Genomic DNA, 23,742 nt, shown 5'->3' with positions numbered 1-23,742 from the left:
AGTGTCCCTCGCCTTATTTGCCGCCGAGCGTTACAAACAGGGTCAGGAGCCCCAACATGCCGATAATCATGGCGAACGCGTAGTGATAGATGTAACCGGATTGGAGGAAACGGATCACACTGGCAAACCAGCCGATGAAGCGCGCGCTGCCGTTGACGATGCCGTCGATGACCACAACATCGCCTTCCTTCCAGAGGCCACGGCCGATTGCCACGGCGCCCTTCGCGAACACGACTTCGTTGATCTTGTCCATGTAGTACTTGTTGTCGAGCAGCGTGTAGATCGGCGAGAACGTGCGACGCACAACCGCCGGCAGTTCAGGACGCTTCAGGTACATGAACCACGCCACGACGACACCCGCGAGCGCCAGCCAGACCGGCAGACCCGACACCGAGTGCAGGCCCATCGAGACCCACCCGTGGAACTCATCGGCCATTTCGTGCACCGACGGATGGTTTTCGCCGATGAAGATCACCTTGTCGAACGCCACGCCGTGCTGGAAGAAGTCGCCGAACAGCAGCGGGCCGACCGCGATCGCGCCGATGATCACCGACGGAATCGCCAGCAGGACGAGCGGCACCCACACCACCCACGGCGTTTCATGCGGTTCGTGCGCATGGCCGTGGTCGTCATGACCATGCCCGTGATCGTCGTGACCGTGGCCGTGCGCCGCTTCCATGCCCATCGGCGATTCCGGATGCTTCGGCTTGCGGAAACGCTCTTCGCCGTGGAACACCATGAAATACATACGGAACGAGTACAGCGCAGTGACAAACACGCTGCCCACCACCGCGAAGTACGCGAAACCCGAACCCGGCAGATGCGACAGCTTCACCGCATCGATGATCGAGTCTTTCGAATAGAAGCCCGAGAAGAACGGCGTACCGATCAGCGCCAGCGAGCCGACCAGCGACGTGATCCACGTGATCGGCATGTACTTGCGTAGGCCACCCATGTTGCGCATGTCCTGATCATGGTGCATGCCGATGATCACCGAACCCGCGCCGAGGAACAGCAGCGCCTTGAAGAACGCGTGCGTCATCAGGTGGAACATGGCGACCGGATAAGCCGACACGCCGAGCGCAACCGTCATGTAACCGAGCTGCGACAGCGTCGAATACGCCACCACGCGCTTGATGTCGTTCTGGACGATCCCGAGGAAGCCCATGAACAGCGCCGTGATCGCGCCGATTACCGTCACGAACGACAACGCCGTATCCGACAGTTCGAACAGCGGCGACATGCGCGTGACCATGAAGATACCGGCCGTCACCATGGTTGCCGCGTGAATCAGCGCGGAGATCGGCGTCGGGCCTTCCATCGAGTCCGGCAGCCAGACGTGCAGCGGGAACTGTGCCGACTTACCCATCGCGCCAATGAAAAGGCAGATACAGGCAACGGTCAGGAGGCCCCAGCTGGTGCCCGGGAAATTCAGCGCCGCGAGTTCGTGGCTCTTCGCGAACACGTCGCCGTAGTTCATCGAACCGGCGTACGCGAGCAGAAGACCGATGCCGAGCAGGAAGCCGAAGTCGCCCACGCGGTTCACGATGAACGCCTTCAAGTTGGCGTAGATCGCGCTTTCGCGGGTGAAGTAGAAGCCGATCAGCAGGTACGACACCAGCCCCACCGCTTCCCAGCCGAAGAACAGCTGCAGGAAGTTGTTGCTCATCACGAGCATCAGCATCGAGAACGTGAAGAGCGCGATGTACGAGAAGAAGCGCTGGTAACCGTCGTCGTCGGCCATATAACCGATCGTGTAGATGTGCACCATCAGCGACACGAAGGTCACCACGGCCATCATCAGCGCCGTCAGCGAGTCGACGAGGAAGCCGACTTCGAACTTCAGATTGCCGACGGTCAGCCATTCGTAGACCGTCCCGTTAAAGCTCGCGCCGTTCATGACGTCGAAGAAGACGATGACCGACAGGATGAACGAGATCGCAACCCCAAGGATCGTGACCGAGTGAGCCCCGGCGCGCCCTATCGCTTTCCCGAACAGCCCCGCAATCAGCGAGCCGGCCAGCGGTGCAAGCGGGACCGCCAGCAACAGGTTTTCATTGAGTGTCGTTGACATAACAGCTTTGCCTGAAGTTAACCTTTGAGCTGATCGAGATCCTCGACATTGATCGTGTCGAGGCTACGGAACAGGGTCACCAGAATGGCGAGGCCGATCGCTGCTTCCGCCGCGGCGACGGTCAGCACGAAGAACACGAAGATCTGGCCGTGCACATCGCCGAGGTAATGCGAGAAAGCGACGAAATTCGTGTTCACCGCCAGCAGCATCAGTTCGATGGCCATCAGGATGATGATGACGTTGCGACGGTTCAGGAAAATGCCGACGATACTGATCGCGAACAGGATCGCGCCGAGCACGAGGTAATGGGCAAGGGTCAACATGTTTTTATCTCCTTGTGCGCTCAGCCTTGTTTGGCCGGCGCCGAATCGGCTGCCGCTTCGGTTGCAGCGGTCTTCTCGGACGGCATCTTGACGACGCGCACGCGATCCGAGGCGCGCACCTTCACCTGGTCGCTCACCCGCTGGCGCTTGCTGTCCTTCTGATGACGCGTGGTCAGTGCGATCGCGGCGATGATCGCGACCAGCAGCACGAGGCCCGCGACTTCGAACGCGAAGATGTAATCGGTATAGATGACCTTGCCGATCAGGCGGGTGTTCGACCAGCCGGCGGTTGCCGCAGCCGCGCCTACCGCCGTCGTGTCGCGCACCGGCTGAACCGTCGCGCCATAGCCGTGCCAGAGGATCAGCGCGGTCTCGATCACGATGATCGCGCCCACGATGGTCGCCATCGGCACGAAGCGTTTGAAGTCGCGTCGCAGCACGTCGAGATTGATGTCCAGCATCATCACGACGAACAGGAACAGCACCATGACGGCGCCGACGTAGACCAGCACGAGCAGGATCGCGAGGAATTCAGCCTCGAGCAGCATCCAGATGGCCGCCGCATTGAAGAACGCGAGCACCAGAAATAGCGCGCATGCCACCGGGTTGCGCGAGGTGATCACCTTCAGCCCTGACACTGTCAGGAGAAGCGCGAAGATGTAGAACAGTACGGTCGTGAATTCCATGATTACCGGTTCATCGTTAGGCCATCGTCAGGCATGGTTCTTTGGCACGTGCATCTGGCACAAGCACACAGGTGCACGATGCCAAAGCGGTAAGGCTTCAGCTCCCGGCCCCGACTGCGGGCCGTTGCAGCATCGAACTACAGTGTCGAACTACGGGCGTTTCAACGATACGGTGCATCCGCTGCCTTGTTGGCGGCGATCTCAGCTTCGTAGCGATCGCCCACAGCCAGCAGCATGTCCTTCGTGAAATACAGGTCGCCGCGCTTCTCGCCGTGATATTCGAGGATGTGCGTCTCGACGATCGAATCGACGGGGCAGCTTTCTTCGCAGAAACCGCAGAAGATGCACTTGGTCAGGTCGATGTCGTAGCGCGTCGTGCGGCGCGTGTTGTCCGCGCGCGTTTCCGACTCGATCGTGATCGCGAGTGCCGGGCACACCGCTTCGCACAGCTTGCAGGCGATGCAGCGCTCTTCACCGTTTTCATAGCGGCGCAGCGCATGCAGGCCGCGGAAACGCGGCGAAATCGGCGTCTTTTCTTCAGGGAACTGCACCGTGATCTTGCGCCGGAACGCATAACGTCCGGTTAGCGCGAGACCCTTCAGCAGTTCCGTCAGGAAGAAGGTCTTGAAGAAGTTTTGGATTGCGGTCATGGGTTCATCCGCCCTTTATTTCCAGATGTTCAACGGCGACATGATCCAGAAGCCGACCACCACCAGCCATACCACGCAGACTGGAATGAATACCTTCCAGCCCAGACGCATGATCTGGTCATAGCGATAGCGCGGGAACGTCGCACGCGCCCAGATGAACACCGACAACAGGAAGAAAACCTTCGCCACCAGCCAGACGATGCCCGGCACGAACGACAGGAAGCCGAACGGTGCGCTCCAGCCGCCGAGGAAGAACGTCGCTGCAAGCGCCGAGATCACGATCATGTTGATGTACTCGGCGAGGAAGAACAGCGCAAACGCCATACCCGAGTAATCGATCATGTGGCCGGCAACGATTTCCGACTCCCCTTCCACCACGTCGAACGGGTGGCGGTTCGTTTCAGCGATGCCGGAGATGAAGTAGACGGCGAACATCGGCAACAACGGCAGCCAGTTCCACGACAGGAAGTTCAGGCCATAGCTGGCGAAAATGCCGCGTTCCTGCGAAGTGACGATATCCGACAGGTTCAGGCTGCCGGCGGTCATCAGCACGACGACGAGCGCGAAGCCCATCGAGATTTCGTACGACACCATCTGTGCCGCCGCGCGCATCGCGCCAAGAAACGCGTACTTCGAGTTCGACGCCCAGCCAGCGAGAATCACGCCGTACACCCCAACCGACGAGATCGCGATCGCATACAGCAGACCGGCGTTGATGTCGCCGAGCACCGCGCCCGCCTGGAACGGGATCACTGCCCAGACCGCGAAGGCCGGCACCACCACCATGACCGGTGCGATCATGTAGATCCAGCGGCTTGCCTGGGTCGGCTGAATCACTTCTTTCAGCAGCAGCTTCAGCACGTCGGCGATCGGCTGCAGCAAACCTGCGGGGCCAACGCGGTTCGGGCCGAGACGCACGTGCATCCAGCCGATCAGCTTCCGTTCCCAAAGGATCAGGTAAGCCACGCACAGCAGGATCACGACGGCCACTACAAGGATGCGCACCAGTGCCCACACCGTGGGCCATGCCACACCGAGGATCTGGGTGCCGCCCGAGTTGATCGTATCGAACAAGCTCATTTACGCCTTCTCCACCACCAGTTCACCGAACAGGCTGCCGAGCGCTGCACCGGCAGGCGTGGCTGCCGATACGCGGACGACCGTCTCCGCAAGATTCGCATCGCGCACGGCCGGCAGTTGCACCGACAGTTCGCCCTGGCGCACGCGGATCGCGTCGCCTTCCTTCAGACCCAGCTTGTCGAACAGCGCAGCCGGCAAACCGGCCGAGTTTGCTGCACGCGCCGCTGCCGTCAGATGCAGCGACTCAGCGCGGCGCACCAGCGGATCGGCGTGGTAGATCGGTACATCGGCGATGCGTTCGAACTTGCCGTCCGCCGCCTTCGCTACCGCACCGCGCGCGATGGCCACACCCGTTTTGTTTGACAGACGCGACGTCAGGTCGCCGTCGCCGAGTGCAGCCGCGCGCACTTCTTCAGCCGTGTCGAACTCGAAACCGGGCACGCCGAGGAGGCTGCCCAGCACGCGCAACACCTTCCACGCCGGACGCGTTTCGCCGAGCGGACGCACGACGCCGTTAAACGTCTGCACCGTACCTTCGGCATTCACGAACGTACCGGCCGTTTCCGTGAACGGAGCGATCGGCAGCAAGACGTCGGCGTAGTCGGTGCCCGTTACGAACGACGACATCACGACCACCATTTCCGCCTGCTTCAGCGCGGCCAGCGCCTGCGCCGGGTTCGCCGTGTCGAATTCAGGCTCGAGGTTGACGAGGACATAACCCTTGCGCGGTTGCTCGAACACTTCGCGCGCATTCAGGCCACCCTCGCCCGGCAATGCGCCGACGAGATGCGCGCCCACCGTGTTCGCCGCTTCCGTCAGGAAACCGAGCGTCGCGCCGGTCGCGTCAGCGATCCACTGTGCCGCTGCGTGAATCTGCGCAAATGCCGGATGCTGGACAGCGCCGTTGCCAAGCAGGACGAGGCGGCTTGCACCAGCTGCGAGCGATGCAGCAACCTGCCTGTGAGTATCCGATGCCGCCGTGCCTGCGAAAGCTTCCGGCAGTGCCACGCCACACGCTTCCGAAACCGCGGCAGCGATGCCCGCCAGTTCGTCGAGCCATGCCGACGGCGCCGCGACGACGCGTTGCGCCTGCGGAATCAGTGCATCGTCGTTCGTCGCCTGCAGCAGGGTCAGCTTCGCGCCGCCCTTAGCAGCCTGACGCAGACGCGCGGCCAGCAGCGGATGATCGCGACGCAGCGTCGAGCCGATCACGAACGCCGCATCGACGTTCGACAGTTCGGCGATCTTCGTGCCGAGCCACGGCGTACCACTTCCGTTGCCACCCTGCGGCGCCGGGAAATCCGACTGGCGCAGACGAAAGTCGACGTTCGGCGTGCCAACTGCCTGCGCGAACTTCTTCAGCAGGAACAGTTCTTCGACCGTGCTATGGGGGCTTGCCAGCGCCGCCAGCGCGTTCGCGCCGTGGTCGCCCTTGATGCCGTTCAGACCCTTGACGACGTATTCGAGCGCCGTCTGCCAGTCGGTTTCAACCCACTTGCCGCCTTGCTTGAGCATCGGCTGCGTGAGGCGCTCTACGCTGTTCAGAGCTTCATACGAGAAACGGTCCTTGTCCGAGATCCAGCATTCGTTGATTGCTTCATTTTCGAACGGCAGCGCGCGCATCACGCGATTGTTCTTTACCTGCACCACGAGGTTTGCGCCGACGGAATCGTGCGGGCTCACCGACTTGCGGCGCGACAGTTCCCACGTCCGGGCGCTGTAGCGGAACGGCTTGCTGGTGAGCGCGCCAACCGGACACAGATCGATCATGTTGCCGGACAGTTCGGAGTCGACCGTCTTGCCGACGAACGACGTGATTTCCGAATGCTCGCCACGACCCAACATGCCGAGTTCCATCACGCCAGCGACTTCCTGGCCGAAGCGAACGCAGCGCGTGCAGTGAATGCAGCGCGTCATTTCTTCCATCGAGATCAGCGGTCCGACGTTCTTGTGGAATACAACGCGCTTTTCTTCGCTGTAGCGCGACGAAGACTTGCCGTAGCCGACCGCCAGATCCTGCAACTGGCATTCGCCGCCCTGGTCGCAGATCGGGCAATCGAGCGGGTGATTGATCAGCAGGAATTCCATCACGGCTTGCTGTCCCTTCACCGCCTTCTCAGACTTCGTGCGCACGATCATGCCCGCCGACACCGGCGTCGCGCATGCCGGCACAGCCTTCGGCATCTTCTCGACATCGACAAGACACATCCGGCAGTTGGCCGCAATGGACAACTTCTTGTGATAGCAGAAGTGAGGAATGTAAGTATCGACCTTATGCGCAGCCTGGATCACCATGCTGCCTTCGGGCACCTCAACTGTCTTGCCGTCTATTTCAAGTTCAACCATGATGGTCAATCTTCCTTAACCTGTTACCGCTCAATCGTTCGCCCGTTCATCGGCCTGCTCGTCAACGAATCGACGAGTCGAAGCGATGAATCCCCGCGGTTGGTGCCTAAGTGCGCCTTATGAAGTGCGCCTTGTGTTCAGGCCGCCACTGTTTCCGATGCCGTTGCCGCACCCGCATGACCGCCGACGAGGCAGTGCTTGTGTGCAACGTGATACTCGAACTCGTCCCAGTAGTGCTTGAGCATGCCGCGCACCGGCATCGCTGCTGCATCGCCGAGCGCGCAGATCGTGCGGCCCATGATGTTTTCAGCGACCGAGTTCAACAGGTCCAGGTCTTCCTGGCGGCCCTGACCGTGCTCGATACGATGCACCACGCGATACAGCCAGCCCGTGCCTTCGCGGCAAGGCGTGCACTGACCGCACGATTCTTCGTAGTAGAAATACGACAGACGCAGCAGCGAGCGCACCATGCAGCGCGTCTCGTCCATCACGATCACCGCGCCTGAACCGAGCATCGAACCGGCCTTCGCGATCGAATCGTAGTCGAGATCGGTCTGCATCATGATGTCGCCTGGAATGACCGGTGCCGACGAGCCGCCCGGAATCACGGCCTTGATCTTCTTGCCGCCACGCATCCCGCCGGCGAGTTCCATCAGCGTCGCGAACGGCGTGCCTAGCGGAACTTCATAGTTGCCCGGACGTTCGATGTCGCCGGAAATCGAGAAGATCTTCGTGCCACCGTTGTTCGGCTTGCCCATCTCGAGGTAATTCTGCGGGCCGACTGCGAGCAGGAACGGCACGGCTGCGAACGTCTCAGTGTTGTTGATCGTCGTCGGCTTGCCGAATGCACCGAAGCTCGCCGGGAACGGCGGCTTGAAACGCGGCTGCCCCTTCTTGCCTTCGAGCGATTCGAGCAGCGCAGTTTCTTCGCCGCAGATGTAGGCGCCGTAACCGTGGTGCGCGTGCAGCTGGAACGCAAAACCCGAGCCCATGATGTTCTCACCAAGGAACCCGGCACGACGCGCTTCGTCCAACGCTTCTTCGAAGCGTTTGTAGACTTCCCAGATTTCGCCGTGGATGTAGTTGTAGCCGACTGTGATACCCATCGCATACGCGCCGATCGCCATGCCTTCGATCAACGAATGCGGATTCCAGCGCAGGATGTCGCGGTCCTTGAACGTGCCCGGCTCGCCTTCGTCCGAATTGCAGACGAGGTATTTCTGCCCCGGGAACTGACGCGGCATGAAGCTCCACTTCAGACCGGTCGGAAAACCTGCACCGCCGCGGCCGCGCAGACCCGACGCTTTCACGTCGGCGATCACCTGCTCGGGCGGAATCTTCTCTTCCAGAATACGGCGCAGCTGGGCGTAACCCCCGCGCGCCACATAGTCTTCGAGATGCCAGTTGTCGCCGTTCAGGCCGGCGAGAATCAGCGGTTTGATGTGACGATCGTGTAAAGACGTCATTTCGAAAGTTCCTCGAGCAGCTGGTCGATCTTCTCGCGGCTCATGAAGCTGCACATGCGGTGATTGTTCACGAGCAACACCGGCGCATCGCCACACGAACCCATGCACTCACCTTCTTTCAGGGTGAACTTGCCGTCGTGCGTCGTTTCGTTGAAGTCGATGCCGAGTTTCTGTTTCAGGTATTCGGCGGCGCTGTCCGAACCGCCGTCCGGGCCGAGCTGGCACGGCAGGTTGGTGCAGAGCGTGATCTTGTACTTGCCGACCGGCGACGTGTTGTACATCGTGTAGAAGGTCGCAACCTCCTGCACGGCAACCGCCGGCATGCCGAGATAGTCCGCGACGAACTGCATGACTTCGGGCGACAGCCAGCCGTGCTCTTCCTGAGCGGTGGCCAACGCCGACATCACGGCGGACTGTTTCTGATCGGCGGGATACTTCGCGATCGCACGATCGATTTCTTTCAGGCCTTCAGCTGAGATCATTTTCAGACACGACTCTTTCAATTCCTACCGAACGAAAACCCGTCGCTCACACCATGCTGCGACAGACCCGGCGTTCCTTTGCTTGACGCGCGACAGACTGCGCGCGCCGCTCCGAATATCGTCTTTAGCGATCCACTTCGCCGAACACGATGTCCTGCGTACCGATGATTGTCACGGCGTCGGCGATCATGTGACCGCGCGCCATCTCATCCAGCGCGGACAGGTGGGCATAACCCGGCGCGCGGATCTTCAGGCGATACGGCTTGTTCGCACCATCCGAAATCAGGTAGATGCCGAACTCGCCCTTCGGATGCTCGACCGCGGCGTATGCCTCGCCTTCCGGCACGTGGAAGCCTTCGGTGAAGAGCTTGAAGTGGTGAATCAAGTCTTCCATGTTCGACTTCATGCCGACACGCGACGGCGGCGCCACCTTGTGATTGTCGATCATTACCGGGCCCTGATTCTTGCGGAGCCACTCAATGCACTGTTTCACGATGCGCGTGGACTGACGCATTTCTTCGACGCGCACCAGATAGCGGTCGTAGCAATCGCCGTTCACCCCAACCGGAATGTCGAAATCGAGCTTGTCATACACTTCGTACGGCTGCTTCTTGCGTAGATCCCACTCGATGCCCGAACCGCGCAGCATCGCGCCCGTGAGACCCATCTGCAACGCGCGCTCCGGGCTGACCACACCGATACCCACCAGACGTTGCTTCCAGATCCGGTTGTCGGTGAGCAGCGTCTCGTACTCGTCGACGCAGTGCGGGAAACGGGTGAAGAAGTCGTCGATGAAGTCGAGCAGCGAACCTTGACGGTTCTCGTTCATCTTCGACAGCGCCTTCGCATTGCGAATCTTCGACGCCTTGTATTGCGGCATTGCGTCAGGCAGATCGCGGTAGACACCACCCGGACGGTAATACGCAGCGTGCATCCGTGCGCCGGACACCGCTTCATACACATCCATCAGGTCTTCGCGCTCGCGGAACGCATACAGAAACACCGCCATCGCGCCGACGTCGAGCGCGTGCGCGCCGATCCACATCAGGTGGTTCAGCACGCGTGTGATTTCGTCGAACATCACGCGGATGTACTGCGCGCGTACCGGCACATCGATGCCGAGCAGCTTTTCGATCGCCATCACGTAGCCGTGCTCGTTCACCATCATCGACACGTAGTCGAGACGGTCCATGTACGGCACGGATTGAATGAAGGTCTTGGTTTCGGCGAGCTTTTCAGTCGCGCGATGCAGGAGGCCGATGTGGGGGTCGGCGCGCTGGATCACTTCGCCGTCGAGTTCGAGCACGAGGCGCAGCACACCGTGCGCTGCCGGGTGCTGCGGGCCGAAGTTGAGCGTGTAGTTCTTGATCTCTGCCATGGCGTTCTCTTAGTGTTTCAGGCCGCCATAGCGATCCTCGCGGATCACGCGCGGCGTGATTTCCCGCGGCTCGATCGTCACGGGCTGGTAGACGACGCGCTTCTCTTCCGGGTCGTAACGCATTTCGACGTAGCCGGAAACCGGGAAATCCTTGCGGAACGGGTGGCCGATAAAGCCATAGTCGGTCAGGATACGGCGCAGGTCAGGATGGCCTTCGAAGACGATGCCGTAGAGGTCGAACGCTTCACGCTCGTACCAGTTCGCCGAACTCCAGATGTCGACGACCGATGCGATGAGCGGCACTTCGTCGTCCGGTGCGAACACGCGCACACGCAGACGCCAGTTATTGGCGATGGACAACAGATGCAGCACCGCGGCGAAACGCGGACCTTCGTAGGCGCCGTTGCCGTACGTCTGGTAATCGACGCCGCACAGATCCATCAGCTGCTCGAAGCCGAGCGAGCGATCGTCGCGCAAACGCGTGGCTACTTCGAGGTAATCGCTCGCCTTCACGACGATCGTCAGCTCACCGATTGCTTCGGTGACGCTCAGCAGGCGGCCGCCAAATGCCGCCTCGAGGTTCGCTTTCAGGGTCTCGAGTTTGCTTGCCATATTATGGGAGTAGGCGTGAGCCTTATTGACGGGCGATGGTGTTGGTGCGGCGGATCTTCGCCTGGAGCTGGATCACGCCGTAGACCAGCGCTTCAGCCGTGGGCGGACAACCCGGCACATAGACGTCGACAGGCACGATCCGATCGCAGCCGCGCACCACTGAATACGAGTAGTGGTAATAGCCGCCGCCGTTCGCGCACGAGCCCATCGAGATCACCCAGCGCGGCTCGGCCATCTGGTCGTAGACCTTACGCAAGGCCGGCGCCATCTTGTTGCAGAGCGTGCCAGCGACGATCATCACGTCTGACTGACGCGGACTCGGACGAAACACCACGCCGAAACGGTCGAGGTCATAACGGGCAGCGCCCGCATGCATCATCTCGACCGCGCAGCACGCGAGACCGAACGTCATCGGCCACAGCGAGCCGGTGCGCGTCCAGTTGATCAGCTTGTCAGCCGTAGTGGTGACAAACCCTTCCTTCAAGACCCCTTCGATACTCATTTGCTTTCCACTCCAGACGGGGCGACTAGCCGAGCCACCCACGCAAACCGGCGATTAATCTGTCATTCCCAGTCGAGGCCGCCCTTCTTCCAGATATAGGCAAAGCCAAGCAGGAATTCGAGCAGGAAAATCATCATCGCCATGAAGCCGGGCCAGCCGATATCGCGCAGGGCTACACCCCACGGGAACAGGAACGCCGTTTCAAGGTCGAAAATAATGAAGAGAATGGCCACCAGGTAGTAGCGCACATCGAACTTCATGCGCGCATCTTCGAATGCTTCGAAGCCGCACTCGTACGGTGCGTTCTTTTCGGTGTCGGGCCGGTTGGGGCCGAGGATCTTGCCAATACTGACCAGTGCTACGCCTAAACCGGTGCCCACGATGAGGAACAACAAGACGGGGAAATAGGCTGCGAGGTTCAAGACTATCCTCTATCGGTTGGTTCTGAGTGCCATCAGGAGCGAAGCACCCCTGACCAGAAAATCACTTCGGCCTGCTTGACGTTGCAAGCCCATGGCAAGCAGCGCCTTAGAAGCGAAAATGCCAGCCGAAGCGAAGCAAGCGGCTGGCATTTATATATCATTGGTGCCGACGGCGAGACTCGAACTCGCACAGCTTTCGCCACTACCCCCTCAAGATAGCGTGTCTACCAATTTCACCACGTCGGCACTGCATACAATCCGGGAAATCAACTGCTAAAACCCGCGAATCGCTTCAAGACTTGAATTGTAACTGGTTTAAACAGATTGTTCAACGCACAAAAAACGTTTTTGCGTGAAAATTTTATTTCGGCACATCCTGACCCGGAGCCGACGCCGGCGACGCTGCAACAGGTGCCGAAACACCCGCCGGTGCCGACGCAGCAGAAGCCACAACCGGAGCAGTCACAGCTGCGCCCAGCACACCAACCGACGGCTTGGAACGATACGCGCCAAGGTAAGTCAGGGTCAACGTCGTGACAAAAAACACGGCGGCGAGAACAGCCGTTGTCCGCGACAGAAAGTTGGCCGAACCTGTCGCACCGAAGAGGCTGCCCGAGGCTCCGCTCCCGAACGCAGCACCCATGTCGGCGCCCTTTCCGTGCTGCAGCAATACGAGGCCGATAACCCCAAGCGCCGACAACAACTGGACGACGATAATCAACGTTTTCAAATACAGCATCACACTCACCTGAGTCTTTATTTAACCGCGCAACACACTGTGTGGTGCACGTAGTGGGTCATCCTCGCCCGGGCGCCCTGCTCGCCGCGACGGCTTACGCCGCGCCGGTCGCCACGGCTTGCGCCGCGTTGCAGATTGCCAGGAAATCCGTGTCGTTCAACGATGCACCGCCGATCAGGCCGCCATCGATATCCGCCTGACGAAACAATTCTTCCGCGTTATCAGGCTTTACGCTGCCACCGTACAGCACTGGCACATCGGCGACCGCCGCACCCTTCGCCGCCAGACGTCCACGCAAAAACGCGTGGACCTGCTGTGCCTGGTCCGATGTCGCACTCTTGCCCGTGCCGATTGCCCAGACAGGTTCGTATGCAACGACGATCCGAACAGCCTCTTCCTGAGAGAGCCTCGCAAGCACCGCATCAAGCTGCGCGCCGACCACCTGCTCGGTCGTGCCCGCTTCGCGCTCTTCGAGCGTTTCCCCGACACAGACAATGGGCGTAATACCTGCCTCGAGGGCGCGTTGCGTCTTGATCGCTACCACTTCTGAGCGTTCGCGATGGTACGCGCGGCGCTCCGAATGTCCGACGATTGCGAGCGTTGCTCCGAACTCGACCGCCATCGCTGCCGCCACCTCGCCGGTGTAGGCACCATGCGTATGCGCCGACACATCCTGGACACCCCATGCGACGCGGCCGCCTTCGAGCAGCGACTGCGCCTGCGCGAGATACGGGCACGGCACGCACACGCCAACCCGCACGCCTTCCGGCAGCTCGCCGGCACCCTGCGCCACCGCCTGCAGCAGGGCCGCGTTTTCGGCGAGGCGCCCATGCATCTTCCAGTTACCAACTACCAGTTTTGCTCGTTGTTTCGACATTGTCTTGTCTTGTCGTGAAGCGGGCGCGAACCAAGGCTCGCACCCTGGTTCTCAGAGCCAGTCCAGCCGCCTTGCGAAAATCACGCAGCGCGCGCAAAACGCGCAATTTTACTGTGCGCAGACGGATCGGGTCAAACCACCCGTGTCAAGCGCCTGCAGCGGCAACCTGCGCGCCGCCCCAATCCAGCACGATCTTGCCGACATGCGTACTGCTTTCCATCAGCGCATGCCCTTCGGCCGCCTGCGCCGCGGGAAACACACGGTACACGACGGGCTTGATGCGCCCGTCTTCGAGGTGCGGCCAGACGCGCTCCTTGAGCTGCGCAGCAATTTTCGCCTTGAACTCGACGGGACGCGGACGCAGTGTCGACCCCGTCACCGTCAGACGGCGGCGCAGAACGTCGTTCAGGTTCAGCTCCGCCTTCGCGCCGCCCAAAAGGGCGATCAACACGAGACGGCCACCATCGGCGAGCGCCTTCAGTTCGCGCGGCACATAACTGCCCGCCACCATGTCCAGAATCACGTCGACGCCACGGTCATTCGTCAGCGACTTCACCACTTCGACAAAATCTTCTGTCCTGTAGTTGATCGCACGCTCCGCGCCCAGCTCTTCACACGCACGACACTTGTCGTCCGAGCCCGCCGTCGCGAACACGCGAAAACCCAGCGCATGCGCGATCTGGATCGCCGTCACGCCGATGCCGCTCGAGCCGCCCTGCACGAGCAGGGTTTCGTTCGCTCCGCCCTCGCCCGCACCGAGCCGCGCACGATCGAACACGTTGCTCCATACGGTGAAGAACGTCTCCGGCAGCGACGCCGCCTCGACATCGGATAGCCCCTTCGGCACCGGCAGACATTGCGCAAGCGGAGCCGCGACGTATTCCGCGTAACCGCCACCTGCGAGCAATGCGCACACGCGATCGCCGAGCTTCAGAGCAAACGGATTGTGCTTTTCGTCGATCGTGCCGCCCACAATCTCGCCCGCCACTTCCAGCCCCGGCAGATCCGACGCGCCCGGCGGCGGTGCATACGCACCCTTGCGCTGAAGTACGTCAGGACGATTGATGCCCGACGCCGCGACCTTGATCAGCACTTCACCGGCTTTCGGTTCAGGCATCGGCCGTTCGGCAAGTTTCAGAACATCCGGCGCACCGAATTCGGAAATCTCGATCGCTTTCATCTGCGTCACCTCCAAGGTGTGGATTGCGCTGCGATCAGCGTGCGGGGAGCGGGCTGTGCGCAATGCAATCCATCCTCCATGAAAAACGGCCGGCGCGCATCCACGCCGCCGGCCGTCAGACCCCTACCGCTTTACTGCTGCGGCGTCGGCTCGCCTTGCGGCGCGCCGGCGGGCGCTTCGTTCAGCAATGCCTTGGCCGACAGACGCACACGCCCCTTCTCGTCCGTCTGGATGACCTTCACCTTCACGTGCTGGCCGTCCTTCAGATAGTCGTTGATGTCCTTGATACGCTCGTTGGCGATCTCGGAAATGTGCAGCAGACCATCCTTGCCCGGCAGGATGTTGACGATCGCGCCGAAGTCCAGCAGCTTGAGGACCGTGCCGTCGTACACCTGACCGACTTCGACTTCCATCGTGATGTTTTCGATGCGCTTTTTCGCTTCGGCCATCCCTTCGCTGCTCGTGCTCGCGATGGTGACGACGCCGTCATCCGAAATGTCGATCGTCGTGCCGGTTTCTTCGGTCAGCGCGCGGATTACGGAGCCACCCTTGCCGATCACGTCGCGGATCTTTTCCGGATTGATCTTGATGGTGATCATCCGCGGCGCAAATTCCGACAGTTCAGTGTTCGCACCCGAAACAGCCGCGGTCATCTTGCCGAGGATGTGCATGCGGCCGTCCTTCGCCTGCGCGAGCGCGACCTGCATGATTTCCTTGGTAATGCCCTGGATCTTGATGTCCATCTGCAGCGCGGTCACGCCTTGCTCTGTACCCGCCACCTTGAAGTCCATGTCGCCGAGGTGGTCTTCGTCGCCGAGGATGTCGGTCAACACCGCGAACTTGTTGCCTTCGAGGATCAGGCCCATTGCGATGCCGGCGACGTGCGCCTTCATCGGGACGCCAGCGTCCATCAGCGCGAGACAGCCACCGCACACCGATGCCATCGACGACGAACCGTTCGATTCGGTGATTTCCGACACGACGCGGATCGAGTAGCCGAATTCTTCGGCGCTCGGCAGGCACGCGGCCAGCGCGCGCTTCGCGAGACGACCGTGACCGATTTCGCGGCGCTTCGGCGAACCGACGCGGCCCGTTTCGCCGGTCGCGAACGGAGGCATGTTGTAGTGGAGCATGAAGCGTTCGCGGTATTCGCCTTCGAGCGCGTCGATGATCTGCTCGTCGCCCTTCGTGCCGAGCGTCGCAACCACGAGCGCCTGCGTTTCTCCGCGCGTGAAGAGCGCCGAACCGTGCGTACGCGGCAGCACGCCCGTCCGGATTTCGATCGGGCGCACGGTACGCGTGTCACGGCCGTCGATACGCGGCTCACCGTTCAGGATCTGGCTGCGGACGATCTTTGCTTCGATATCGAACAGCACGTTGCCGACGGTCGCCTTGTCGGCTGCAACGGAGCCAGCAGCGGCCGCGTCTTCTTCCAGCTTCGCCGACGTGGCTGCGTAGATTTCCTTCAGCTTCGTCGAACGGGCCTGCTTGTCGCGGGTCTGATAGGCGGCGAGCAGTTGCGGCTCGGCGATTTCCGTGACGCGCGAGATCAGCGCTTCGTTCTTCGGGGCCGGCTGCCAGTCCCATTCCGGCTTGCCGCCGTCACGAACGAGTTCGTGGATCGTGTCGATCGCGACCTGCATCTGCTCGTGGCCATAGACCACGGCGCCGAGCATCACGTCTTCCGGCAGCTGATCCGCTTCCGACTCGACCATCAGTACAGCACGTTCCGTACCGGCGACGATCAGGTCCAGACGCGAATCCTTCAGCTGCGAACGCGTCGGGTTCAGCACGTATTCGTTGTTGATGTATGCCACACGTGCAGCACCGACCGGGCCGTTGAACGGCAGACCGGAGATGGCGAGCGCCGCGGATGCACCGATCAGCGCGGGGATGTCGGCGGGGACTTCCGGGTTGATCGACATCACGTGGACGACGACCTGGACTTCGTTGTAGAAGCCTTCGGGGAACAGCGGGCGCAGCGGACGGTCGATCAGGCGCGAAATCAGCGTTTCGCCTTCCGACGGACGACCTTCGCGACGGAAGAAGCCACCCGGGATCTTGCCTGCGGAGTAGGTTTTTTCGAGGTAGTCGACGGTCAGCGGGAAGAAATCCTGACCCGGCTTCGCCGTCTTCGCACCAACAACGGTAGCCAGCACAACGGTATCTTCGACGTCCACGAGCACCGCACCGCTTGCCTGACGGGCGATTTCGCCCGTTTCGAGGCGAACGTTATGTTGTCCCCATTTGAATTCTTTGACGATCTTGTTGAACATAGTCACTCCTTTTCTCTTCGTAATGCCGCGCGGACGAGAAGCGGCGCGGCAACGCCAGGACCGGTGCCACACGGGAAGAGGTGTGTTATGCCATTCCAGAGAACCACGCGAAGCGCGCGCGAACCGCTGGAATGACACAAAGCTCTGCCCTGCGGCCCGGCCTTGTTTCGGTCACCCGCCGCGTGATCTTCCATGCGCGCCGCGGATGACGCTTCGGTGCGCGCCACATGAAGCGCACCGTTCAAAAACAAAATGCCTGTATCAGTTGACTGACACAGGCATCTTGCGGAAAGACGACTAACTGCGCGCCCGATTACTTGCGCAGACCCAGCTTCTCGATCAGTGCGCGGTAACGATCTGCGTCCTTGCCCTTCAGGTAGTCGAGCAGCTTGCGACGGCGGCTCACCATGCGGAGCAGACCGCGGCGGCTGTGGTGATCCTTCGTGTGGGCCTTGAAGTGAACGGTCAGTTCATTAATGCGGGTCGTGAGCAGTGCGACCTGCACTTCTGGGGAGCCGGTGTCGTTAGCAGCGCGTGCGAATTGCGCAACGACGTCGGACTTCCTGGTTGTTTCAACTGCGGACATGTTGATTTCCTTTAGTACTAGACAGGCGGTCACGGAAGAAAGGCCGTGCCGTGGGGTTACAACGAGGGGCGTATTGTAGCACAGCGCGAACGGGCCGCGAACCTCCCTCGAACGGACCCGTTACGGATGCAATCAAGGGCGTTTCATACGGCAAACCGTCGGCGTCGCGGTACCCTCCGGCGGCAGCGCCAGCACGGTACGGAACCCGTAGCCCGAACCCTCGTTATCGAAGCGCACGCCAGGCGTGCCGGCCTGGTCCATCTGCATGACGTAAAGGGGCTGGATCAGCTGATGATCGTCGGCGCGCATCCACGAGGAATGGAAGCCGTTGTCGAACTTCATGCCCTCGAGCGCCTTTGCGACAGCGGCTGGCTGCGCGTTCCCCGCGCGATTCATCGCTGCCGCGAGCATCTCCACCATCAATTCCATGCGCAGGACGGGGTAATCGTCGGCGGCGGACGGGAAACGGGCGCGAAACGCCTTGTACCACGCGTCCGACGCCGCGCCGCCGGCGTTCGGATGCCAGTCGGCCACGGCGAGCACCCGGCCGACGCCTGCGTCGCCGAGCGCAGCCGGCGCACCGAGGCTATTGCCGTAGAACGTGTAGAACTTCGTGTCGAGCCCCTGCTCGCGTGCAGCCTTCACCAGCAGCGTGAGATCGTTGCCCCAATTACCGGTCACAACCGCATCCGCCCCGCTCGCGCGGATCTTTGCGATGTACGGAGCGAAATCCTTCACACGGCCGATCGGATGAAATTCGTCGCCGACTACCGCGATGTCCGGCCGCTTCGACGCCAGCGCCGCGCGCGCCAGCGTGCTGACGTCATGCCCGAAGCTGTAGTCCTGGTTCAGCAGATAGACCTTTTTCACCGACCTGTCGCGCTGGATGACATCGGCAAGTGCGTCCATGCGCATGCCGGCGTGCGCATCGAAGCGAAAATGCCAGAAGCTGCAGTTCTCGTTGGTCAGTGCGGGATCGTCTGCGGAGTAATTGAGGAACAGTTCGCGGTTATCGGGCTCGCGCGCGTTCTGTTTCTCGATGGCCGCGAGCAGTGCCGCTGCGACCGCCGAACTGTTGCCCTGGAGGATGTAGCCGATGTGCCGGTCCGCTGCTGCGCGTAGCTGAATCAAGGCCTCCTCGGCGCTACCCTTGCTATCCAGCACGACGAGTTCCAGCGGATGCGCGCCATCCCCAAGCTTCACGCCGCCCGCCGCGTTGACCCGCTCGACCCCGAGCCGCAGATTGCGCTCCACTGCCGCGCCCGCGTTGGCGAACGGCCCCGACATGCCTTCGATCAGCGCAAGCTGCACTGGCTCGCCGCCCGCGTATGCCGCCGTGACCGGCGCGGCCATCGACGACGCCGCCAGCACGGCCATCGCCGCCCGTACCCAAATCCCTGCCATCGCTGCTCCGGTTGAATCGCTCGAAGCGCGGATCATAGGACGCCCGGGCGTTGCGGAGCAAGCCCGAACGAGGGAGCAAAAGAAGCCGGGCGCTTCCTGCGCGCAAATCTTTTGCCCCGCCGCATGTCAAAATAACGTGGCTCCATGATAAAAACCGCCGCTAAAAGCTAGCAAAGCCATTGGAGGAATTCATGCTTAACCGCCTCTCATCCGGGCTCGCCGCGACCGCCCGGCCGCGCGCAGGCCTGCGCCGCACCGCGCTCGCCTGCCTGGGCGCGCTGGTGCTGGCCGGCTGCGCCCAGCCGTGGCAGCAATTTCAACCGGGCGAGGACCAGTCCACGATCATCAGCCACCTCGGCGCGCCGCGCGAAACCTATGATCTGCCGAATGGCGGCAAGCGCCTGATGTGGCCAACCCAGCCGATGGGGGAAACGACCACGGCCGCCGACATCGACGCCTCCGGCAAGATCGTGAGCGTCCGCCAGGTGTTGCAGCCGAACGAGTTCTATCGCGCGGAGATCGGCAAGTGGACCCGCGAGGATGTGCTGGTCAACTTCGGCCGGCCGGTGGAAACATCGTACTTTCCGCTGATGAAGCGCGAGGTCTGGACCTACCGGTATCAGGAAGATAATGTCTGGTATCTGATGTACAGCTTCTACTTCGACAATCAGGGAATCCTGCGGTTGACACAAAAGACGCCCGACCCGCTGCATGATCCGGACCGCCGGAGCAATTTCTTCTAGACGACGCCGCGTCGCGCCCGCCCGCCGCCTCTTCAGGCGGCGTTTTTCTGTGCGTTTCGCCTGCCGGGGGCGCGTTTGTTTCGTGGACCGCGCGAGCGTGCACCAATATGCGGTGCGCGTTTTGAGGGTAGGCGACGGGCGCATCAAGGTACTGGCGTTCGGCTATCCCGGCGAAGAGCCCACTACGTCCGACAACACCTCGGCAGCGCAGCCAGAAACGGTTCGCGGCACAGCCTGAGTAGCAAAGATTGAATTGCCCCATACCGCGCGATTTCGGTAACCGCAAGTACCACACGGGCCGTACCCCCGCCGGAACAAGGGGGACCGGTGCGGGAACCCGATTTCCCGGCGCCCGAACGGATCGAATCGGCAAACGCGGCACACACGCTTCAAATGCACGAAACCCCGTGCTCTTGTGAAGCACGGGGTTTCGGTCTGGATCACGCAGCGGCGCGATCGGTGCCCTGTATGGATATCACGAACGCTGCGGGTTCACTTTGTCCGCGTTCGAAAAGAGCTTGTTGAGCGCCGAAATATAGGCCTTCGCGGAAGCCGCGACGATATCAGGATCGGTGCCGACACCGTTCACGATACGGCCGCTCTTCGACAGACGCACCGTCACTTCGCCTTGCGCCTGCGTGCCGGTCGTGATCGCGTTCACCGAGTACAGCAGCAGTTCCGAACCGCTACCCACTTCGGTTTCGATCGCGTTCAGCGTGGCATCGACCGGGCCGTTACCGTGTGCTTCTCCGGTCACTTCCTTGCCTTCGACCGTAAACACTACCTTCGCGTGCGGCTGCTCGCCAGTTTCCGAGTGCTGTGACAGCGACACGAACTTGTAATGCTCCCTCTCCTGCGCTTCCGCCGACTCCTCGGTGACGATCGCGATGATGTCCTCGTCGAAGATTTCAGCCTTGCGGTCGGCCAGTTCCTTGAAGCGCGCGAACGCGGTGTTCAGTTCGCCTTCGCTGTCGAGTGCGATGCCGAGTACCTGCAGACGCTGCTTGAACGCATTGCGGCCAGACAGCTTGCCGAGCACGATCTTGTTCGCGCTCCAGCCCACATCTTCGGCGCGCATGATTTCGTAGGTGTCGCGCGCCTTCAGCACGCCGTCCTGGTGAATGCCCGACGCGTGCGCAAACGCATTCGCGCCGACCACGGCCTTGTTCGGCTGCACGACGAAACCGGTGATCTGCGACACGAGCTTCGAAGCAGGCACGATCTGCGTCGTGTCGATGCCGAGTTCGAGGCCGAAGTAGTCCTTGCGGGTCTTCACAGCCATCACGATTTCTTCGAGCGACGTATTGCCCGCGCGCTCACCGAGACCGTTGATCGTGCACTCGACCTGACGCGCGCCACCGATCTTCACGCCCGCCAGGGAGTTCGCCACCGCCATGCCGAGGTCGTTGTGGCAGTGCACGGAGAACACGGCCTTGTGCGAATTCGGAATGCGCTCACGCAGCGTCTTGACCAGCTGGCCGTACAGTTCCGGCACGCCATAGCCGACCGTATCGGCGATGTTGATCGTGGTCGCACCTTCGGCGATGACGGCTTCCAGCACGCGGCACAGGAAGTCCATGTCCGAGCGGCTGCCGTCCTCCGGGGAGAACTCGACGTCGTCAGTGAACTTGCGCGCGAAGCGCACGGCGAGCTTCGCCTGCTCGAACACCTGATCGGGCGTCATGCGCAGCTTCTTTTCCATATGCAGCGGCGACGTCGCGATGAACGTATGGATACGGAAGCGCTCAGCGGGCTTCAACGCATCGGCGGCGCGCTGGATATCCTTGTCGTTCGCACGGGCGAGCGAGCAGATCGTGCTCCCCTTGATCATCGACGCGATCGTCTGGATCGAATCGAAGTCGCCGTTCGAACTGGCGGCGAAGCCGGCCTCGATCACGTCCACCTTCATCCGTTCGAGCTGCTTCGCGATACGGATTTTTTCTTCCTTCGTCATCGACGCACCGGGCGATTGTTCGCCGTCGCGCAAGGTCGTGTCGAAAATGATCAGCTTGTCTGCCATGTCAGGTCTCCGGGGGATTCAGTCAAATTGGGGATGATGGAGATGCGAAAACGGAATTCAGGTGTTTGCGCCACCGCTGGCGACGCTCAACAACAGACGAGGCAGACGGGAGGCGAAAACGATCAGCGCGGCAGGCGCGCTAGCGCTAGTGCACGTAGGGGCGCACCGGCTTGAAGAGACAGGAGGGGGAACTTGAAAATAACCATGCCAGCGACTATAGCGGCATTCCGGAAAACGCGCAATTAGCGGCAATCCCGTGGCACAGACGAAAACGGCAGCCCGAGGGCCGCCGTTTTCGCTTACGCAGCGCGCCGGTGCGTCAGTGGTCACGCTGCGACGAGCGGGCCGGATTGCCCCTGCCCCGCATCGCCTGATAGCCCCAGAACACGTAGCCCGACAGGCCATACAGCACAAACAGGCCAAACAGCATCAACGGCGGATCGGACGACACCAGCACAAACGCGACCACCACCAGCAGAATGGCCGCGAACGGCACGCGATGCCGCACGTCGAGCGCCTTACCGCTGTAAAACGGCGCGTTCGAGACCATCGTCACGCCCGCATAGATCGTCAGCACGAATGCGACCCACGGCAGCCAGACGAGTTTGAGCGGCACGCGATTGTCGGTGGCGAGCCACACGAAACCGGCGATCAGCGCGGCCGCCGCCGGGCTCGGCATGCCCTGGAAAAAGCGCTTGTCGACGACACCGATGTTCGTATTGAAGCGCGCGAGCCGCAGCGCCGCGCCCGAGCAGTAGACGAACGCCGCGAGCCAGCCCCAGCGCCCAAGGTCCTTCAGAATCCACTCGTACATCACGAGCGCCGGCGCGACGCCGAACGACACCATGTCCGACAGGCTGTCGAACTGCTCGCCGAACGCGCTCTGTGTGTGGGTCATACGCGCAACGCGGCCGTCCATGCCGTCCAGCACCATCGCGACGAAGATCGCGATCGCCGCCACTTCGAAGCGTACGTTCATCGCCTGCACGACGGCAAAGAAACCACAGAAGAGCGCCGCGGTGGTGAAGGCGTTCGGCAGCAGGTAAATGCCGCGCTTTCTCAGAAACTGCTGACGCGCGGCACGGCGGCTGTCGACCACCGCTGGTTCCTGCACCGGCTTGTTGCGGCGGAACGGCCGCGGCTGCGGGCCGGCGCTACGGGGTCGACGCGGTTTGAATGCGGCCATCGAAACCTCCTTGTGCCGCTTTATAGTTCAGCAAGAATGGTCGACGAGGCCGATACTTTCTCGCCGATCGACACGCGCGGACGGCTGCCCACCGGCAGATAGACGTCGACACGCGAACCGAAGCGAATGAAGCCGTAGCGCTGGCCGCGCGTAAGCGGCTCGCCGGAGCGAACATAGCAGAGAATCCGTCGCGCAATCAGACCCGCGATCTGCACCGACGTCACCGTCTGGCCACCGGCCATTTCGATCACCACCGCGTTGCGCTCGTTTTCGAGCGAGGCTTTATCGACCGCCGCGTTCAGGTACGCGCCCGGAAAATACTCGACCTTCGAAATCGCACCATCCACCGGCGAGCGTTGCGAGTGGACGTTGAACACATTCATGAACACGCTGATCTTCAGCGCTTCCCGGTTGGCGTACGGATCATGAGCCGTCTCGACGGCAACGATGCGGCCATCGGCCGGACACAGCACGGCATTCGCCTGCGTCGGGATCGGCCGCGCCGGATCGCGGAAGAACTGCACGATGAAGACAAGCAGCAGCCAGAAAGGCCACGCAAAGCCGAACCCCGCGACGGCATGGATCAACAACGCAACGACGGCCGCGATGGCGATAAATGGCCAGCCTTCGCGCGCGATGATCGGATGAGGGTAATTCATGGATGGCTTCTGTATTTTTGTAAAACCGTAGGATAGCAAAAGCCGCCCAGG

General features: G+C 61.5%; 22 protein-coding genes and 1 tRNA gene. 1 reads left to right on the top strand and 22 read right to left on the bottom strand.

All coding sequences use genetic code 11. The annotated features are described in order from the left end of the window. Positions 1–13: 13 nt before the first annotated feature. The 19 genes from nuoL to P3T23_RS28485 all read right to left on the bottom strand — a co-directional run bounded on the left by nuoL (position 14) and on the right by P3T23_RS28485 (position 19,032). A complete protein-coding gene (nuoL, locus tag P3T23_RS28575) occupies positions 14–2,074 on the bottom strand; it encodes an NADH-quinone oxidoreductase subunit L (RefSeq protein WP_429319438.1) in 2,061 nt (686 codons plus the stop codon). A 17-nt stretch (positions 2,075–2,091) separates the two neighbouring features. After that, positions 2,092–2,397 carry an NADH-quinone oxidoreductase subunit NuoK gene (gene nuoK / locus P3T23_RS28570; protein ID WP_006052894.1) on the bottom strand — a complete coding sequence of 102 codons (306 nt, stop codon included), beginning with the start codon at positions 2,395–2,397 and terminating at the stop codon, positions 2,092–2,094. Positions 2,398–2,417: 20 nt separating this feature from the next. Then, positions 2,418–3,083, bottom strand: coding sequence for an NADH-quinone oxidoreductase subunit J (locus P3T23_RS28565; RefSeq protein WP_429319437.1), 666 nt, complete (start codon positions 3,081–3,083; stop codon positions 2,418–2,420). A gap of 161 nt (positions 3,084–3,244) precedes the next feature. Beyond that, entirely contained in the window at positions 3,245–3,733 is a 489-nt protein-coding gene (gene nuoI, locus P3T23_RS28560) for an NADH-quinone oxidoreductase subunit NuoI (protein ID WP_429319436.1), read from the bottom strand. Positions 3,734–3,748: 15 nt separating this feature from the next. Further along, positions 3,749–4,813, bottom strand: coding sequence for an NADH-quinone oxidoreductase subunit NuoH (gene nuoH / locus P3T23_RS28555; protein WP_429319435.1), 1,065 nt, complete (start codon positions 4,811–4,813; stop codon positions 3,749–3,751). Continuing rightward, complete coding sequence (gene nuoG / locus P3T23_RS28550) at positions 4,814–7,159, bottom strand: NADH-quinone oxidoreductase subunit NuoG (protein ID WP_429319434.1); 2,346 nt, start codon at positions 7,157–7,159, stop codon at positions 4,814–4,816. It abuts the gene before it with no gap. Positions 7,160–7,296: 137 nt separating this feature from the next. Continuing rightward, a complete protein-coding gene (nuoF, locus tag P3T23_RS28545; protein ID WP_429319433.1) occupies positions 7,297–8,625 on the bottom strand; it encodes an NADH-quinone oxidoreductase subunit NuoF in 1,329 nt (442 codons plus the stop codon). Beyond that, positions 8,622–9,107 carry an NADH-quinone oxidoreductase subunit NuoE gene (gene nuoE, locus P3T23_RS28540; protein WP_133663919.1) on the bottom strand — a complete coding sequence of 162 codons (486 nt, stop codon included), beginning with the start codon at positions 9,105–9,107 and terminating at the stop codon, positions 8,622–8,624. Before nuoE ends, nuoF begins: the two co-directional genes overlap by 4 nt. Before the next feature lie 124 nt (positions 9,108–9,231). Continuing rightward, complete coding sequence (locus tag P3T23_RS28535) at positions 9,232–10,485, bottom strand: NADH-quinone oxidoreductase subunit D (protein WP_429319432.1); 1,254 nt, start codon at positions 10,483–10,485, stop codon at positions 9,232–9,234. Positions 10,486–10,494: 9 nt separating this feature from the next. Further along, positions 10,495–11,097 carry an NADH-quinone oxidoreductase subunit C gene (locus P3T23_RS28530; RefSeq protein WP_429319431.1) on the bottom strand — a complete coding sequence of 201 codons (603 nt, stop codon included), beginning with the start codon at positions 11,095–11,097 and terminating at the stop codon, positions 10,495–10,497. A 22-nt stretch (positions 11,098–11,119) separates the two neighbouring features. After that, positions 11,120–11,599, bottom strand: a complete 480-nt coding sequence (locus P3T23_RS28525; protein WP_006052903.1) for a NuoB/complex I 20 kDa subunit family protein — start codon at positions 11,597–11,599, stop codon at positions 11,120–11,122. 62 nt (positions 11,600–11,661) lie between these two features. After that, a complete protein-coding gene (locus P3T23_RS28520; RefSeq protein WP_090531360.1) occupies positions 11,662–12,021 on the bottom strand; it encodes an NADH-quinone oxidoreductase subunit A in 360 nt (119 codons plus the stop codon). Between the two features lie 161 nt (positions 12,022–12,182). Continuing rightward, positions 12,183–12,267 (bottom strand) — tRNA-Leu (locus tag P3T23_RS28515). Between the two features lie 115 nt (positions 12,268–12,382). Next, positions 12,383–12,760 carry a preprotein translocase subunit SecG gene (secG, locus tag P3T23_RS28510; RefSeq protein WP_429319430.1) on the bottom strand — a complete coding sequence of 126 codons (378 nt, stop codon included), beginning with the start codon at positions 12,758–12,760 and terminating at the stop codon, positions 12,383–12,385. Positions 12,761–12,854: 94 nt separating this feature from the next. After that, on the bottom strand, positions 12,855–13,637 hold the full coding sequence (gene tpiA, locus P3T23_RS28505; RefSeq protein WP_429319429.1) for a triose-phosphate isomerase: 783 nt from the start codon (positions 13,635–13,637) through the stop codon (positions 12,855–12,857). A 145-nt stretch (positions 13,638–13,782) separates the two neighbouring features. Continuing rightward, complete coding sequence (locus tag P3T23_RS28500; protein ID WP_429319428.1) at positions 13,783–14,817, bottom strand: NAD(P)H-quinone oxidoreductase; 1,035 nt, start codon at positions 14,815–14,817, stop codon at positions 13,783–13,785. A 131-nt stretch (positions 14,818–14,948) separates the two neighbouring features. After that, positions 14,949–17,099: a polyribonucleotide nucleotidyltransferase gene (gene pnp / locus P3T23_RS28495; protein ID WP_429319427.1), complete on the bottom strand. Its 2,151-nt coding sequence runs from the start codon at positions 17,097–17,099 to the stop codon at positions 14,949–14,951. A gap of 307 nt (positions 17,100–17,406) precedes the next feature. After that, entirely contained in the window at positions 17,407–17,679 is a 273-nt protein-coding gene (gene rpsO, locus P3T23_RS28490; protein WP_133663926.1) for a 30S ribosomal protein S15, read from the bottom strand. Between the two features lie 132 nt (positions 17,680–17,811). Then, entirely contained in the window at positions 17,812–19,032 is a 1,221-nt protein-coding gene (locus tag P3T23_RS28485; protein WP_429319471.1) for a branched-chain amino acid ABC transporter substrate-binding protein, read from the bottom strand. 242 nt (positions 19,033–19,274) lie between these two features. On the opposite strand from P3T23_RS28485, the gene P3T23_RS28480 reads away from it, so the two are divergent. After that, on the top strand, positions 19,275–19,826 hold the full coding sequence (locus P3T23_RS28480) for a hypothetical protein (RefSeq protein WP_429319426.1): 552 nt from the start codon (positions 19,275–19,277) through the stop codon (positions 19,824–19,826). A gap of 475 nt (positions 19,827–20,301) precedes the next feature. Here P3T23_RS28480 and P3T23_RS28475 read toward each other — a convergent pair whose 3' ends face one another. From P3T23_RS28475 to P3T23_RS28465, 3 genes are all read right to left on the bottom strand, one after another. Continuing rightward, complete coding sequence (locus tag P3T23_RS28475; protein WP_429319425.1) at positions 20,302–21,846, bottom strand: 2-isopropylmalate synthase; 1,545 nt, start codon at positions 21,844–21,846, stop codon at positions 20,302–20,304. 319 nt (positions 21,847–22,165) lie between these two features. Further along, positions 22,166–23,032, bottom strand: a complete 867-nt coding sequence (gene pssA / locus P3T23_RS28470; protein ID WP_133663930.1) for a CDP-diacylglycerol--serine O-phosphatidyltransferase — start codon at positions 23,030–23,032, stop codon at positions 22,166–22,168. A 20-nt stretch (positions 23,033–23,052) separates the two neighbouring features. Next, positions 23,053–23,691 carry a phosphatidylserine decarboxylase gene (locus P3T23_RS28465; RefSeq protein WP_429319424.1) on the bottom strand — a complete coding sequence of 213 codons (639 nt, stop codon included), beginning with the start codon at positions 23,689–23,691 and terminating at the stop codon, positions 23,053–23,055. Positions 23,692–23,742: the final 51 nt, after the last annotated feature.

This window comes from Paraburkholderia sp. GAS448 (assembly GCF_050435685.1).
Classification (GTDB): Bacteria; Pseudomonadota; Gammaproteobacteria; order Burkholderiales; family Burkholderiaceae; genus Paraburkholderia.
This window is presented reverse-complemented; position numbering and strand designations above follow the sequence as displayed.